This window comes from Variovorax paradoxus EPS (genome assembly GCF_000184745.1).
In the GTDB taxonomy this organism is placed as follows: domain Bacteria; phylum Pseudomonadota; class Gammaproteobacteria; order Burkholderiales; family Burkholderiaceae_C; genus Variovorax; species Variovorax paradoxus_C.
Map to the genome: position 1 here is coordinate 5,956,535 of NC_014931.1, position 14,520 is coordinate 5,971,054.

At 68.0% G+C, this 14,520-nt stretch carries 14 protein-coding genes and 1 tRNA gene; 7 read left to right on the forward strand and 8 right to left on the reverse strand.

The annotated features are described in order from the left end of the window. Positions 1-26 precede the first annotated feature (26 nt). Positions 27-1,163, forward strand: a complete 1,137-nt coding sequence (locus VARPA_RS27330) for a PilT/PilU family type 4a pilus ATPase (protein ID WP_013543831.1) — start codon at positions 27-29, stop codon at positions 1,161-1,163. 66 nt (positions 1,164-1,229) lie between these two features. Then, the gene (locus VARPA_RS27335) at positions 1,230-2,138 is read left to right on the forward strand and encodes an NAD(P)-dependent oxidoreductase (RefSeq protein ID WP_013543832.1); all 909 of its coding nucleotides are present in this window, start codon (positions 1,230-1,232) and stop codon (positions 2,136-2,138) included. 30 nt (positions 2,139-2,168) lie between these two features. Here VARPA_RS27335 and VARPA_RS27340 read toward each other — a convergent pair whose 3' ends face one another. The 3 genes from VARPA_RS27340 to VARPA_RS27350 form a co-directional block, all read right to left on the reverse strand. Then, positions 2,169-2,981, reverse strand: a complete 813-nt coding sequence (locus VARPA_RS27340; RefSeq protein WP_013543833.1) for a BON domain-containing protein — start codon at positions 2,979-2,981, stop codon at positions 2,169-2,171. Then, a complete protein-coding gene (locus VARPA_RS27345; protein WP_013543834.1) occupies positions 2,978-3,622 on the reverse strand; it encodes an SIS domain-containing protein in 645 nt (214 codons plus the stop codon). The genes VARPA_RS27340 and VARPA_RS27345 overlap by 4 nt, the downstream gene beginning before the upstream one ends. 86 nt (positions 3,623-3,708) lie before the next feature. Next, positions 3,709-4,083: a YraN family protein gene (locus tag VARPA_RS27350; protein ID WP_013543835.1), complete on the reverse strand. Its 375-nt coding sequence runs from the start codon at positions 4,081-4,083 to the stop codon at positions 3,709-3,711. A gap of 51 nt (positions 4,084-4,134) precedes the next feature. On the opposite strand from VARPA_RS27350, the gene rsmI reads away from it, so the two are divergent. After that, positions 4,135-5,091 (forward strand): 16S rRNA (cytidine(1402)-2'-O)-methyltransferase, encoded by a 957-nt coding sequence (rsmI, locus tag VARPA_RS27355; RefSeq protein WP_013543836.1) that lies wholly within the window; start codon positions 4,135-4,137, stop codon positions 5,089-5,091. On the opposite strand, the gene VARPA_RS27360 is transcribed toward rsmI, so the two are convergent. From VARPA_RS27360 to VARPA_RS27375, 4 genes are all read right to left on the reverse strand, one after another. After that, entirely contained in the window at positions 5,088-5,816 is a 729-nt protein-coding gene (locus tag VARPA_RS27360; RefSeq protein ID WP_013543837.1) for a glutathione S-transferase, read from the reverse strand. The genes rsmI and VARPA_RS27360 overlap by 4 nt on opposite strands. Positions 5,817-5,893: 77 nt before the next feature. Then, positions 5,894-6,115 carry a hypothetical protein gene (locus VARPA_RS27365; RefSeq protein WP_041944048.1) on the reverse strand — a complete coding sequence of 74 codons (222 nt, stop codon included), beginning with the start codon at positions 6,113-6,115 and terminating at the stop codon, positions 5,894-5,896. Positions 6,116-6,239: 124 nt separating this feature from the next. Continuing rightward, positions 6,240-6,314: transfer RNA gene (locus tag VARPA_RS27370), tRNA-Arg, on the reverse strand. A gap of 43 nt (positions 6,315-6,357) precedes the next feature. Continuing rightward, positions 6,358-6,999 carry a TetR family transcriptional regulator gene (locus tag VARPA_RS27375; RefSeq protein ID WP_234974874.1) on the reverse strand — a complete coding sequence of 214 codons (642 nt, stop codon included), beginning with the start codon at positions 6,997-6,999 and terminating at the stop codon, positions 6,358-6,360. A 206-nt stretch (positions 7,000-7,205) separates the two neighbouring features. Here VARPA_RS27375 and VARPA_RS27380 point away from each other — a divergent pair, with 206 nt between their 5' ends. The 4 genes from VARPA_RS27380 (at position 7,206) to VARPA_RS27395 (ending at position 13,887) form a co-directional block, all read left to right on the forward strand. Next, positions 7,206-8,531: an efflux RND transporter periplasmic adaptor subunit gene (locus VARPA_RS27380; RefSeq protein ID WP_013543840.1), complete on the forward strand. Its 1,326-nt coding sequence runs from the start codon at positions 7,206-7,208 to the stop codon at positions 8,529-8,531. Between the two features lie 16 nt (positions 8,532-8,547). Next, on the forward strand, positions 8,548-11,712 hold the full coding sequence (locus VARPA_RS27385; RefSeq protein ID WP_013543841.1) for an efflux RND transporter permease subunit: 3,165 nt from the start codon (positions 8,548-8,550) through the stop codon (positions 11,710-11,712). Then, positions 11,705-13,126, forward strand: a complete 1,422-nt coding sequence (locus tag VARPA_RS27390; protein ID WP_013543842.1) for an efflux transporter outer membrane subunit — start codon at positions 11,705-11,707, stop codon at positions 13,124-13,126. The genes VARPA_RS27385 and VARPA_RS27390 overlap by 8 nt, the downstream gene beginning before the upstream one ends. Positions 13,127-13,242: 116 nt before the next feature. Then, positions 13,243-13,887 carry a c-type cytochrome gene (locus VARPA_RS27395; protein WP_013543843.1) on the forward strand — a complete coding sequence of 215 codons (645 nt, stop codon included), beginning with the start codon at positions 13,243-13,245 and terminating at the stop codon, positions 13,885-13,887. Between the two features lie 66 nt (positions 13,888-13,953). Here VARPA_RS27395 and VARPA_RS27400 read toward each other — a convergent pair whose 3' ends face one another. After that, the gene (locus tag VARPA_RS27400) at positions 13,954-14,517 is read right to left on the reverse strand and encodes a DUF2946 family protein (RefSeq protein WP_013543844.1); all 564 of its coding nucleotides are present in this window, start codon (positions 14,515-14,517) and stop codon (positions 13,954-13,956) included. Positions 14,518-14,520: the final 3 nt, after the last annotated feature.

Consider the following 14,520-nt stretch of genomic DNA (forward strand, 5'->3'; position numbering starts at 1 on the left):
CAACAGCCCATCGGAGCACCGACATCATGGAACGCGATCAAGCCAGCCAGTTCATCAACGACCTGCTCAAGCTCATGGTGAGCCGCAACGGCAGCGACCTGTTCATCACCGCCGACTTTCCGCCCGCGATCAAGGTCGACGGCAAGGTCACCAAGGTGTCGCAGCAAGCGCTGGGCGCGCAGCACACGCTGGCGCTCACGCGCTCGGTCATGAACGACCGGCAGGTGGCCGATTTCGAGCGCACCAAGGAGTGCAACTTCGCGATCTCGCCGACCGGCATCGGGCGCTTTCGCGTCAACGCCTTCGTGCAGCAGGGCAAGGTCGGCATGGTGCTGCGGACCATTCCGGCCAAGCTGCCGACCATCGACGGCCTGGGCATGCCGCAGATCCTGAAGGACGTGTCGATGACCAAGCGCGGCCTCACCATCCTGGTGGGCGCGACGGGCTCGGGCAAGTCGACCACGCTGGCCGCGATGATCGATTGGCGCAACGAAAACTCCTACGGCCACATCGTCACGGTGGAAGACCCGGTCGAGTTCGTGCACCCGCACAAGAACTGCGTGATCACGCAGCGCGAAGTGGGCATCGACACCGACAGCTGGGAAGCCGCGCTCAAGAACACGCTGCGCCAAGCGCCCGACGTGATCCTGATGGGCGAAATCCGCGACCGCGAAACCATGGAGCACGCGGTGGCCTTCGCCGAAACGGGCCACCTCTGCATGGCCACGCTGCACGCCAACAGCGCCAACCAGGCGCTGGACCGGATCATCAACTTCTTCCCCGAAGAGCGCCGCGCTCAACTGCTGATGGACCTCTCGCTGAACCTGCGCTCGCTGGTCTCGCAGCGGCTGGTGCCGACCGAAGACGGCCAGGGCCGCGTGGCCGCCGTCGAGGTGCTGCTGAACACGCCGCTGATTTCCGACCTGATCTTCAAGGGCGAGGTCGGCGAGATCAAGGAGATCATGCGCAAGAGCCGCAATCTGGGCATGCAGACCTTCGACCAGGCGCTGTTCGACCTGTTCGAGAGCCACTCGATCACCTTCGAAGACGCGATCCGCAACGCCGACTCGGCCAACGACCTGCGGCTGCAGATCAAGCTCAACAGCCAGCGTGCGCGCAGCACCGACCTGGCGGCCGGCACGGAGCATTTCGCGATCGTCTGACCGGCGCGCGGGGTGGCGCCGCGGCGGGCTGCGGCGCCCGGGCGAATGGCTTTAAGCTCTCGCCCCATGAGCAGCATCAACACCCGAACCTACGAATCCATCCCCTCCCAGACGGTGGCCTTTCTCGGCCTCGGCGTCATGGGCGGGCCGATGGCCGGCCACCTGGCCAAGGCCGGCCACAGCGTCACGGTCTACAACCGCACGGCCTCCAAGGCAGAAGCCTGGGCCGCCGAATTCGGCCCGTCGGGCCGCCATGCCGCGACCCCGCGCGAAGCCGCGGCGGGCGCCGACATCGTCTTCTGCTGCGTCGGCAACGACGACGACCTGCGCTCCGTCGTGCTGGGTGAAGACGGCGCCTTCGCCGGCATGAAGAAGGGCGCCGTGCTCGTCGACCACACGACCGCTTCGGCCGACGTGGCGCGCGAGCTCTCGAAGGCGGCCGAGGCGCTGGGCCTGCACTTCATCGACGCGCCGGTGTCCGGCGGCCAGGCCGGTGCGCAGAACGGCGCACTGACCGTGATGTGCGGCGGCGACGCGGCCGCGTTCGAACGCATCAAGCCGGTGGCCGCGGCGTTTTCGCGCGCGGTCACGCTGCTGGGCAAGAGCGGTGCGGGCCAGCTCGCGAAGATGGTGAACCAGATCGCCATCGCGGGCCTGGTGCAGGGGCTGTCTGAGGCCATCGCCTTCGGCCAGCGCGCCGGCCTCGACATGGAAGCCGTGCTCGGGGTCATCGGCAAGGGCGCGGCCCAGAGCTGGCAGATGGACAACCGCGGCAAGACCATGATCGACGGCAAGTTCGACTACGGTTTTGCGGTCGACTGGATGCGCAAGGATCTGGGCCTGGTGCTCGACGAGGCCAAGCGCAACGGCGCGCGCGTGCCGGTGACGGCGCTGGTCGACCAGTTCTATGCCGACGTGCAACAGGCCGGCGGCAGGCGCTGGGACACCTCGAGCCTGATCATCCGCCTCAAATGAAAAAGGCCCGCGGAAGCGGGCCTTCTTGTTTCAGCGAACCGGCGAGGTCGTCACCGCCGGCTGCGCGGGCGCCGAGCCCGGCGCGGGCAGCGGCTCCATCGGCGGCAGCGGCACGCGCGAGGAAGAGGATGAAGAAGAAGGCGCCGAAGGCGTCGCGTTGCTCACCGGCGCAGGGCCGGTGCCGCCGCGCTGTGCCGCGGACTGGTTCGCCGCCTGGCTCGCGGCGAGGTCGGCCTCGCTCACCACCTCGACCACGCGCACCACCTTCATCACACCGCCCACGCCGCGCGTGATCTCAGTGGCGCGATCGGTCTCGCGCCGCGTGGCGATGCCCATCAGGTAGACCACGCCGCGCTCGGTGATCACCTTGAACGAATTGGCGAAGATGTCCTTCGCATCGAGCAGCGAGGCCTTCACCTTGCCGGTGATGTAGAGGTCGTTCGAGCGGTCCTGGAAAGTGCTGGGCGCGCCGAGCGTGAGTTCGTTCACCACCGAGCGCACGTTGACCACGCGGCTCACTTCGTCCTCGACGCGGCGGCGGTCGGCCTCGTTGCCCACCGCGCCGGTCAGCAGCACCTGGCGGTTGAAGCTGGTGACGCTCACGTACATCTGGTCATTGGCGATGTCGCGCACGCGGGCGGCAGCGCGCAGTTCGATGCCCTGGTCGTCGAGCTGGGCGCCCGAACTGCGGCGATCGGTTGCCACCATGCCCACGCCCACCACAGCGGCACCACCCACCACGAGGGGCACGCAGGCCGAAAGGCCCGCGACCAGGGCGGCACCCAGGGTGAGTGCGAGGGCGAAACGCCGGGTCGACGTGGCCGTCATGGTCTTCATGGTCATGAGGAAGCTTCCTGTTCTCCGAGTAACTGGGCATCCACGCCGTCGCACAGGCAATGCAGCGCGAGCAGGTGGACTTCATGGATGCGCGCCGCACGCTCGTGCGGCACGCTGATCTGGACGTCGGTCTCGCGCAGCGCACGGCCGATGACGCCGCCGGTGCCGCTGCTGCCTGCACCGGGCGCCGCGGGCGGACCCGAGACGGCGTTGCCGAGCAGCGCGACCACGGTCATGTCGCGCTCGTGCGCCGCCAGCACGGCAGCAAGCACCGCTGCCGACTGGCCGCTGGCGCTCAACGCGAGCAGCACGTCGCCGGCCTGGCCCAGCGCGCGCACCTGGCGGGCGAAGCGGTCGGCATCGATCGCGTTCGCGCTGTCGGCATTCGGGTCTGTGGCGTCGCCGGGCAGTGCGATGGCGCCCAGTTCAGGGCGCTCGCGTTCGAAACGGCCAACGAACTGCGCGGCGAACTGCGTGGCCAGCAGGCCCGACACGCCGGCGCCGCAAGCCAGCACCTTGCCGCCACTGGTCACGCAGGCCAGGATGGCCTGCATCGCTTGAGAGATGGGTTTGCTGAGGACCGGTCCGGTCTGGTATTTGAGGTCGGCACTGTCGATGAAGTGCTGCTGAATCCGTTGCTCGAGCATGGGGCGGGATGATAACTGGGGGCTGTGAAACAAGACGTTTGAGTTGTGGAGCCTTCAGCAAGGCTTCAGTTCCCTCGTCCGGCGCATCAGGCCGCGTCGAACGCCGCCTGAAGCCAGGTGATTTTCTCCTCGACCAGCACCACGTCGAAGCGGCACGGCGGCACCGAGCGCAGCCGGCCGAGGTAGTGCTGCGCGGCGAACACGATGCGCCGCTGCTTCGTCCCGGTGATGCTGCCGCCCGCACCGCCGTGCGTGCCGGCACTGCGCTGGCGGACCTCGACGAACACCAGCGTGCCGCCGCCGGGACCCCGCGGATCGCGCATGATCAGGTCGATCTCGCCGCCGCCGCGGCCGGGCGTTCGATAATTGCGGGCGATCAGCGCGAGGCCGGCGTCCTGCAGATATTCGAGCGCGGCATCTTCCGCCGCATCGCCGCGACGCTTTGTTGTGGTGGTCTTCATGGCTCCCTGCCGTCTTCTCTTTTTTGTCGTTCGCTCTCACGGAGAAACCTCTTGGCTTCACTCGCCCCTGCTTCTTTCGGCGCCGCCCTTGCGGCCGCGCACGACGCCGCGGGTGCGCAGCATTATCCGCAGGCCACGCTCTATGTGGTCGCCACGCCGATCGGCAACCTGGCCGACATCACGCTGCGCGCGCTGCACGTGCTGCAGCTGGTCGACGTGATCGCCTGCGAGGACACGCGCCACACACAAAGCCTCTTGCGTGCCTACGGCATCGACCGCCCCGGCGCCCGGCTGCTGGCCGTGCACCAGCACAACGAAGCCGAGGCCGCGCAGGCCGTGGTCGCGCGGCTCGCGCAGGGCGAGCGCATCGCCTACGTGAGCGACGCCGGCACGCCCGGCGTGAGCGACCCCGGCGCGCGGCTCGTCGCGGCCGTGCGCGCGGCGGGCCAGCGCGTGCTGCCGCTGCCGGGCGCGAGCAGCGTCACGACGCTGATCGGCGCCGCCGGACTGGTGGCGGATGGCGCGGACGGCAACGCGAGCAGCGCCTTCGTCTTCGCGGGCTTCCTGCCGAGCAAGGCCGGCGAGCGCGACACCGCCGTGCAGGCGCTCTCGCAGGAGCCGCGCGCCGTGGTGCTGCTGGAAGCGCCGCACCGCATCGAAAGCCTCGCGCGCGCGCTGGCCGTGCTGGGCGAGCGCCGCATCACCGTGGGCCGCGAGCTCACCAAGCAGTTCGAGGAGATTGCGACGGTGGCGGCCAGCGCCCTGCCCGACTGGTTCGCCGCTGATCGCGACCGCGTGCGAGGCGAGTTCGCGCTGGTGCTGCATCCGGTCGCGGTGAGCGGCGATGGCGGCGCGGAAGGCGAGCGCGTGCTGCGGCTGCTTCTTGCTGAACTGCCTGTGAAGACCGCAGTGCGGCTGGCAGCAGAGATAAGCGGCGCGCCGCGCAATGCGCTGTATGAGACGGCGCTACGTATCCGCAATGACGGCAATGACGAGCCGGGCGACTAACCGTCCAGCTCCGCATACCGCCTGAAGATCCCATCCTCGTTGAACGCGATGCGGCGCGCGCTCTGCAGGTAGTCGTGCACGCGTTGGCGGCGCTTGACGTTGGCGTGCAGTTTCTCGACGGCCGGCGTGCGGGCCAGCGCCCGCGCGGTGGCCTTCGGAAATGCGTAGTGCAAGCCGTCGACAAGCTGAAACAGCGAGAGATCGGCGTAGGTCAGCATGTCGCCGACCAGATGCAGGTCGCCCGCAGGGTTGCGCTGGAGCACCTGCTCGAACCAGTTCAGGAATTTCGGAATCCGCTCTTCGCGAAAGGCCCGCGCACGCTGAACGGCGGCATCGCGCTGGTCTTCGTAGTACGCGCCGGTCGAGATCGGATGGTGCGTGTCGTGCGCCTCGGCCACCACGTCGGCGATGGTGAGCTGCAGTTGATGCGTCCAGAGGCCGTCGGACTCGCCGACGCCCGCGAGGCCCAGCCGCGGCCCGAGGTACAGCAGGATCGCGGCGGTCTGGCCCACCACGATGTCGCCGTCGACGAGGAAGGGCGGCGCAAAGGCGGCGCGGGCGTTGTTGGGATCGCCGAGCCGCTCGCCCAGTGCCGATTCGCCACCGCCTTTGGATTCAGGCAACCGCGCCACGTCGACGTAGTCGGCACCCGCTGCTTCGAGCGCGAGCCGCACGAATTCACCGCGGCCCTGGATCGTGGGCCAGTAATGGAGTTGGTAAGGCATGCGGCCATGGTGTCAGGGTCTGTACAGCCCTGCAACCGCCGCGGTCCTTCACGCGCCGCGGCGCTGAAGAAGACGGCTCACCAGAATTTCCACCAGGGCCGTGGCGCGAGGCGCAGCGCCTGCGGGCGGGTGTCCAGGTCGATGTTCTGGGTGACCGTGTCGCCGGAGCGGCGGCGCATTTCGGTTTCGAGGGCATGCGCGATGCCGCGCGCCTGTTTTTCGCCGCGCAGTGCGCGCCGGCGCCATTCCGCGGCGTGTTCCGCCAGGCTGGCCTCATCCAGATCAGTCAACTCCGTCATCGGTGGAAATCTTGCATGTGCGCGGTGGCGAGGAGACGCCAACGCGTGGTGAATGGTCGCGGGCGAGAAGGTCGGGGCCAAAGAAAAAAACCGGAAGCCCTTGAGAGGCTTCCGGTCTTGTATTTGGTCCCGCCGCCAGGAATCGAACCTGGATCTCAGCCTTCGGAGGGCCGAATTCTATCCGTTGAAATACAGCGAGAGGATAGGTCCGGAAAAGGTCCGGAGCCAGAGATTATCGCCTATCAGGCAACAGCGGTTTCGGCCTCGTGCGCAACCGCAGTGCCGATAGCCGGACGCTCGAACCCGAGCCCCGCCAGATAGACGCGGAAGGTGCGCCGCCCGGTAGGCACGAGGTCGAAGGCGGTCGGGTCGAGCAGCCAGTTCTGGATGAGGCCGCTGATCAGCGCATGCATGCCCTGCGCCGCCACGTGGCCGGGCACCGGCAGCTTGACGTGGGCGCGGCGCGCGGCCAGCCGCAGGGCTTTTTCGAAGTCGACCACGCAGGCGTTGCGCGCATCGAGGTGGCGCTGCTGCACCGAGGCCATGTCATGCGTGTACTCGACCTTGTGGGTGGCCACGTCGAACACGCGGCGCACCTGCGGGTCGGTGGTCATGAGGGTCAGCGCGTGGACCATGCCCTCCTCGATCTCGACCAGGGGATCGTCGCTGCCGGCGGCGGCGTCGCTCTTGGGCGCCGCCTCCAGGGGCAGGATGACGCGTTCCATCATGGCGTTGAAGAGGTCGGCCTTGTCCTTGAAGTGCCAATAGATGGCGCCGCGGGTCGCGCCGGCCTGCTGCGCGATCTGCTGCAGCGAGGTCTGCGAGACGCCTTGCGCCTGAAACAGCAGCTCCGCGGCATCGAGCAACCGATTCCGCGTAGCCATTGCCTCTTCCTTCGTACGACGTGCCACCAAGTCTCCTGATTTGTAAAGCGAACGCCCCTTGCGTATCGTGGGGCCATTTACGGAGTCACTATACATCCATGAATGTATGTAAACTACCGGGCTTCCCCGATGGCCCGGCTGTTTATGCTGTCTTCCTGTTCGCATTGCGAACACGCCATCTCCCGTCTTCGCTTCAAAGGAATCGCATGCCTCTCCTGCATGTCTCGCGCCCATCGTCCTTTTCGCCGCGTCTCGCGACCGTGGCCGCCGTTGTCCTGTTGGTCCTCGCGGGCTGCGGCAAGGGCGATGCGCCCGCCGGTCCGGGCGGCGCAGGAGGCGGAGGCCACCCGCCGGCGCCCGAAGTGGGCGTGGTCGTTGCCACCCCAACCGATGTCGGCCTCGTGACCGAACTGCCGGGCCGCCTGGAGGCCTCGCGCATCGCACAGGTCCGCGCCCGCGCCTCGGGCATCCTGCTCAAGCGCGAATTCCGCGAAGGCAGCGACGTGAAGGCCGGCCAGCTCCTGTTCCGCATCGACCCGGCGCCGCTGGTGGCCGCTTCGCAGAACGCCCAGGCCACGCTGGCCCGCGCCGAGGCCAACGCCGTGCAGGCCAAGGCCCTGGCCGACCGCTACAAGCCGCTGGTCGAAGCCAATGCGGTCAGCAAGCAGGAATACGCGAACGCCGTCGCCTCGCAAAAGACCGCCGAAGCCGACGTGGCCGCCGGCCGCGCCGCGGTGCAGACCGCCAAGATCAACCTCGGCTATGCCGACGTGACCTCGCCCATCGCCGGCCGCATCGGCCGCGCCCTCGTGACCGAAGGCGCGCTGGTGGGCCAGGGCGACGCCACCGAGCTGGCCGTCGTGCAGCAGATCAACCCGGTGTACGTGAACTTCACGCAGTCGGCTTCCGACGTGCTGAAGCTGCGCCGCGCGCTGGCCGCCGGCCAGTACAAGCGCGCCGGCGGCGAAGAAGCCGCCAGCGTGAGCGTCGTGCTGGAAGACGGCACCGACTACCCGCTGCCCGGCAAGCTGCTGTTCTCCGACCTCACGGTGGACTCGACCACCGGCCAGGTCACGCTGCGCGCCGAAGTGCCCAACCCCAAGGGCGAGCTGCTGCCCGGTCTCTATGTGCGCGTGAAGCTCGAGCAGGCGCAGGCCAGCAATGCGATCACGCTGCCGCAGCAGGCCGTCACCCGCACCCAGCAGGGCGACACCGTTTCGGTGGTCGACAAGGACGGCAAGATCGGCAAGCGCACCGTGAAGATCAGCGCCGCCAAGGACAACCAGTGGGTGGTGCTCGACGGCCTGAAGGCGGGCGAACAGGTGATGGTCGACGGCTTCCAGAAGCTGCAGATGATGCCGCCCGGAACGCCCGTGAAGGCCGTGCCCTGGAAGAAGCCGGACCCGAACGCAGCACCGGCCCCTGCGGCACCCGCGCCCGGCGCCGCCCCCGCAGCCGCACCGGCTGCCGCTGCGCCCGCGGCAGCCCCCGCCGCGAACGGCCAGGCTTCGGCCCCGGCCGAGAAGAAGTAATTAGGAGCGCGCCCGCATGGCCAAATTCTTTATCGACCGCCCGATCTTCGCCTGGGTGATCGCGCTGTTCATCCTGGTGATGGGCGGCGTGGCAATCACCCAGCTGCCGATCTCGCAGTACCCGCCGGTGGCCCCTCCGGCCATCGTGATCAACGTCGCCTACCCCGGTGCCTCGGCCCAGACGCTCGAGGACAGCGTGCTGTCCGTCATCGAGCGTGAAATGAACGGCTCGCCGGGCCTGATCTACATGGAATCGGTGGCCCAGGCCGACGGCACCGGCACCATCACGATCAGCTTCGAGGCCGGCACCAACGACGACCTTGCGCAGGTGGACGTGCAGAACCGGCTGTCGCGCGCGACGCCGCGCCTGCCGGCCGCCGTGACGCAGCAGGGCGTGCGCGTGGACAAGTCGCGCAACAACTTTCTGATGTTCGTGATGCTGTCCTCGGACAACCCGGACCTCGATCCGGTGGCGCTCGGCGACTACGCGGCACGCAACGTCGTGCCCGAGCTGCAGCGCGTCGTCGGCGTGGGCCAGGCCCAGCTGTTCGGCTCCGAGAACGCGATGCGCATCTGGATCGACCCGGCCAAGCTGCAGGGCTTCAACCTGTCGGCCACCGACGTCAACAACGCGATCCGCGCACAGAACGCCCAGGTGTCCTCCGGCACCATCGGCGACCTGCCCAACATTCCCGGCCAGGCCATCGCGGCCACCGTGGTCGTGAACGGCCAGCTCGCCAATGTGGAGCAATTCAAGAACATCGTGCTGCGCGCCAACACCGACGGTTCGACCGTGCGGCTGAAGGACGTGGCGCGTGTCGAACTCGGCGGCCAGTCTTACGCCACCTCGGCGCGCCTGAACGGCGTGCCGGCGGTCGGTATCGGCGTCCAGCCGACGCCGAACGGCAACGCGCTGCAGTCGGCCAAGGCGATCCGCGCCAAGATGACCGAACTCGCGCGCTTCTTCCCGCAGGGCGTGAAGTGGGACATTCCGTACGACAGCTCGCGCTTCGTGCAGATCTCGATCACCGAAGTGGTCAAGACGCTGCTGGAAGCCGTGGCGCTGGTGTTCGTGGTGATGTTCCTGTTCCTGCAGAACTGGCGCTACACGATCATCCCGACCATCGTGGTGCCGATCGCGCTGCTGGGCACGTTTGCCTCGCTGCTTGCGCTCGGTTTCTCGATCAACGTGCTGACCATGTTCGGCATGGTGCTGGTGATCGGCATCGTGGTGGACGATGCGATCGTGGTGGTCGAGAACGTCGAGCGCATCATGAGCGAAGAGGGACTCTCGCCGCTCGAAGCCACGCGCAAGGCCATGAAGCAGATTTCCGGCGCCATCATCGGCGTGACGGTGGTGCTGATCTCGGTGTTCGTGCCGCTCGCGTTCTTCGCGGGTTCGACCGGCAACATCTACCGCCAGTTCTCGGCGGTGATGGTGACCTCGATCGCCTTCTCGGCCTTCATGGCGCTGTCGCTCACGCCGGCCCTGTGCGCCACGCTGCTCAAGCCCGTGGAAGCCGGCCACCACCACGAGAAGCGCGGCTTCTTCGGCTGGTTCAACCGCGGCTTCTCGCGCACGGCCAAGGGCTACGAAAGCCTGGTCGCGCGCATCCTGCGCCGCGCGGCGCGCTACCTGATCATCTACGTGGCGATCATCGGCGCGGTGGCCTACACCTACACGCACCTGCCGAGCTCGTTCCTGCCGCAGGAAGACCAGGGCAACATCATCGTGAACGTGCAGCTGCCCCCAGGCGCTACACAGGAGCGTGCGCTGTCGGTCATGCAACAGGTCGAGGGCTTCATCCTCAAGCAGCCTGAAGTGCAGAGCATGGTCGGCGTGATGGGCTTCAGCTTCTCGGGCCAGGGCCAGAACGCGGGCCTCGCCTTCGTGACGCTGAAGGACTGGGAAGAACGCAAGGACCCGGCCCACTCGGCCAGCGCGCTGGCCGGCCGTGCCTTCGGTGCGCTCTCGGGCATCCGCGACGCCTTCATCTACCCGCTGAGCCCGCCGCCCATTCCCGAACTGGGCAACGCCAGCGGCTTCAGCTTCCGGCTGCAGGACCGCGCGGGCGCGGGCCACGAGGCGCTCATCAACGCACGCAACCAGCTCCTGGGCATGGCCGGGCAGAGCAAGATCCTCTCGCAGGTCCGCCCCGACGGCCTGGAAGACGCGCCGCAGTTGCAGATCGACATCGACCGCGACAAGGCCAACGCCTTGGGCGTGAGCTTCGACGCGATCAATGCGACGCTCTCGACGGGCCTGGGTTCGAGCTACATCAACGACTTCCCGAACCGCGGCCGCCTGCAGCGCGTGGTGGTGCAGGCCGATGCGCCGGCCCGCATGCAGCCGGACGACCTGCTCAAGCTGAACGCCAGCAACACGCAGGGCCAGCCGGTGCCGCTGTCGGCCTTCGCGACCACCAAGTGGGTCACGGGCGCCACGCAGACGGTGCGCTACAACGGCTACCCCGCGATCCGCATCAGCGGGGACGCCGCCGCCGGCTTCAGCACGGGTGCCGCGATGGCCGAGATGGAAAAGCTCGCCAGCCAGCTGCCGCAAGGCTTCGGCTTCGAATGGACCGGCCAGTCGCGTGAAGAAAAGCTCGCGGGTTCGCAGGCCATCATCCTGTACGGCTTCGCGATCCTGGCGGTGTTCCTCTGCCTGGCCGCGCTGTACGAGAGCTGGTCGATCCCGCTGGCGGTGATTCTGGTGGTGCCGCTGGGCGTGCTGGGCGTGCTGCTGGCAACGATGCTGCGCGCCTATTCGAACGACGTGTACTTCCAGGTGGGGCTGATCACGATCATCGGCCTCTCGGCGAAGAACGCGATTCTGATCATCGAGTTCGCAAAGGACCTGCAGGCGCAGGGCAAGGGCATCGTCGAATCGGCGCTGGCCGCGGCCCACCTGCGTTTCCGCCCGATCGTGATGACTTCGCTGGCCTTCGGCCTGGGCGTGGTGCCGCTGGTGATCGCCTCGGGCGCCGGTTCGGCCAGCCAGCGCGCCATCGGCACCGGTGTGCTCGGCGGCATGGTGACCGGTACCGCCCTCGCAGTGATTTTCGTGCCGGTGTTCTTCGTGGTCGTGCGCACCCTGTTCAAGGGCAGTGCGCGCCAGCGGGAAGCCGACAAGCGGCATGCGGAAGCCGCCGGCATCGTGGAGGAACCCAAGCATGACTAAGAAACTGATTCCCACGGCCCTGGCCGCAGCGATGCTGCTGGCGGGCTGCTCGCTGATCCCGACCTACGAGCGCCCCGCCGCCCCGGTGCCGACCACCTTCCCGGGTGACCCGTCGCAACCGGCCGGCCAGGCGGCCGCGGCCCTGCCGTGGCAGGACTTCTTCACCGACCCGCGCCTGGCGGGCCTGATCCAGACCGCCCTGGCGAACAACCGGGACCTGCGCGTTTCGGTGCTCAACATCGAACAGGCGCGCGCGCAGTTCCAGATCGAGCGCTCGGCGCTGTTCCCGGCACTGGGCCTCACGGGCAGCGGCTCGCGCTCGAGCCCGAACAGCTTCCAGGCATTCGACAGCAGCGTGGGCAGCGTGTCGTCGCAGTACAGCGTGAACTTCGGCTTCACCGCCTGGGAGCTCGACTTCTTCGGCCGCATCCGCGCGCTGAAGGACCAGGCGCTGGCGCAGTACCTTGCCACTGAAGAAACGCGCAAGGCCGCGCAGATCAGCCTGATCGCGTCGGTCGCCACCGGCTGGATCACGCTGATGGCCGACGACGAGCTGCTGGAGATCACGCGCCAGACGATGGTCACGCGCGAGGAGTCGGTGCGCCTTGCCAAGCTGCGCTTCGACAACGGCGTGTCGTCCGAAATCGACTTTCAGGCCGCCAACACGGCCGCGGAAAGTGCCCGCGCCACCTACGCGCAGCAGCAACGCGCGCGCATGCAGGACGAGAACGCACTCGCCCTGCTGCTGGGCGCGCCGGTGCCGGCGGACGCCCTCTCGGGCGGCGCCAAGGGCCTGGACGGCATCAAGCCGATGCCCGACGTGCCCGCGGGCCTGCCCTCGGACATGCTGATCGAGCGGCCCGACATCCGCGCGGCCGAGCAGCAATTGATTGCCGCCAACGCCAACATCGGCGCGGCGCGCGCGAACTTCTTCCCGCGCGTGTCGCTGACCAGTGGGATCGGCACCGCGAGCACCGAGTTCTCGGGCCTGTTCGACCGCGGCTCCAAGGCCTGGTCGTTCGCGCCCACGGTCACGTTGCCGATCTTCGATGCGGGCCGCAACTGGGCCACGCTGCAATCGTCCAAGGCCGGGCGCGAGATCGCGGTCGCGCAGTACGAGAAGTCGATCCAGACCGCGTTCCGCGAAGTGGCTGACGCGCTGGCCGGCCGCGCCACCCTGGGCGAAGAGGTGCGGGCACAGCGCGCGCAGGCCACGGCGGAAGCGGTGCGCTTCAAGCTCTCCGATCTGCGCTATCGCAACGGCATCGCCAGCGCGCTCGACCTGCTCGATGCGCAGCGCTCGCTGTTCACGGCGCAGCAACTGGCGGTCAACGCGCGGCTCCTGCAATTGCAGAACCAGGTCACGCTGTACAAAACGCTGGGTGGCGGCTGGGCAACGCGCGACAAGGGTTGAGGCGCCTGGGCGCCCGATATCGGGAGGCCAATCGCCCGCTGGGGCGAGGGGCCTCTCTATAATCGTCGGTTGATCTAGAAAAAGCCCCCCGACGAGCCCCCGTTATTGAGGACGCCATGAGCGCAGACCCGCACTACCAGGCCACAGAAGAAGCCCATACCGGCCCCATCAAGAACCCGAAGCAACTGCTGCTCGCGGTATTTTTCTCCTTCATTGCACCGATCCTGATCATCGTGGGACTTGTCTCCTACGTGGTCTCGGGCACCAAGCCCGCCGGCACCGCGGAGGGCGACAACATGGCGCTCTACGGCGTGTCGAAGGAATCGCGCGACAAGGAAGTGGCCGAGCGCCTCAAGAAGGTCGGCGCCATCGAGATCCGCGATGCCAACCGCCCGCTCACCGCTGGCGAGGCCGTGTTCAAGGCCCAATGCGTGGCCTGCCACGGCGCACCGGGCATCCCCGGCGCTCCTCACCTGAACGACGCTGCAGCCTGGGGCCCCCGCATCGGCCAGGGCTATGCAACGCTGCTGGAACATGCGCTCAAGGGCAAGGGCGCGATGCCTCCCCAGGGCGGCGGCGACTTCGAAGACCTCGAAATCGGCCGTGCGGTGGTCTACATGGCCAATGCTGGCGGCGCCAAGTTCCCGGTGCCCGAGCGCCCGGCGGCCGCGGCGCCTGCACAAGGTGCTTCGGGTGCGGCGCCTGCCGCGTCGGCACCTGCAGCCGCAGCTTCGACGGCTGCAGCAGCACCGGCCAAGTAATCGCCTTTGCTCCAAAGAAAAAGCCGGCTCGATGCCGGCTTTTTTGTGGGCGATTGGCGCCCTGGACTACTGTTTTGATAGCGCCGCAGCGGCTCCGGCATGGCGCTGCGCCGGGCTCATGACGTGGCCGAAGCGCTGCGCCAGTTCACTGGCCTGCACCGTCTCGGGCGTCCACAGGCCTTGCTCAATGGCTTCGGCCGCGATCCCCACGTCCTGCGTGTGCACCAGCCCGAGCCCGATCGGCGCGACCAGATAGAGCCGCCCGGCCTCGTCGAGCAGGCAGCCCGAGACGTCGACCGCCTGCCCGGTATGGGCAGTGACGGTGAATTTGCCGCCGCCCTCCTCCGCCACGCGCCACACCAGCGGTGCAGCCTCCAGTTCGACATACACACGCTGCGGCCCGTTCTGGAAGAACCACTGCCCTTCGTCGTCGTGCTCGTAGTTGCGATGGATGAAGTCGATCAGCTTGTCGTGCCGCAGCATCGAGCCCTTGGCCTGCACGAACGGCCCCTCGGCTTGCGTGCGGTCGTCGCGCATGTACCAGTTGCCGCGCGCATCGAGGCCCAGCCAACCGTAGCAGTGCGGCACGTTGGGCCATTTGGCGAGCGCTTGCTTGACGATGTCGTCCATGAA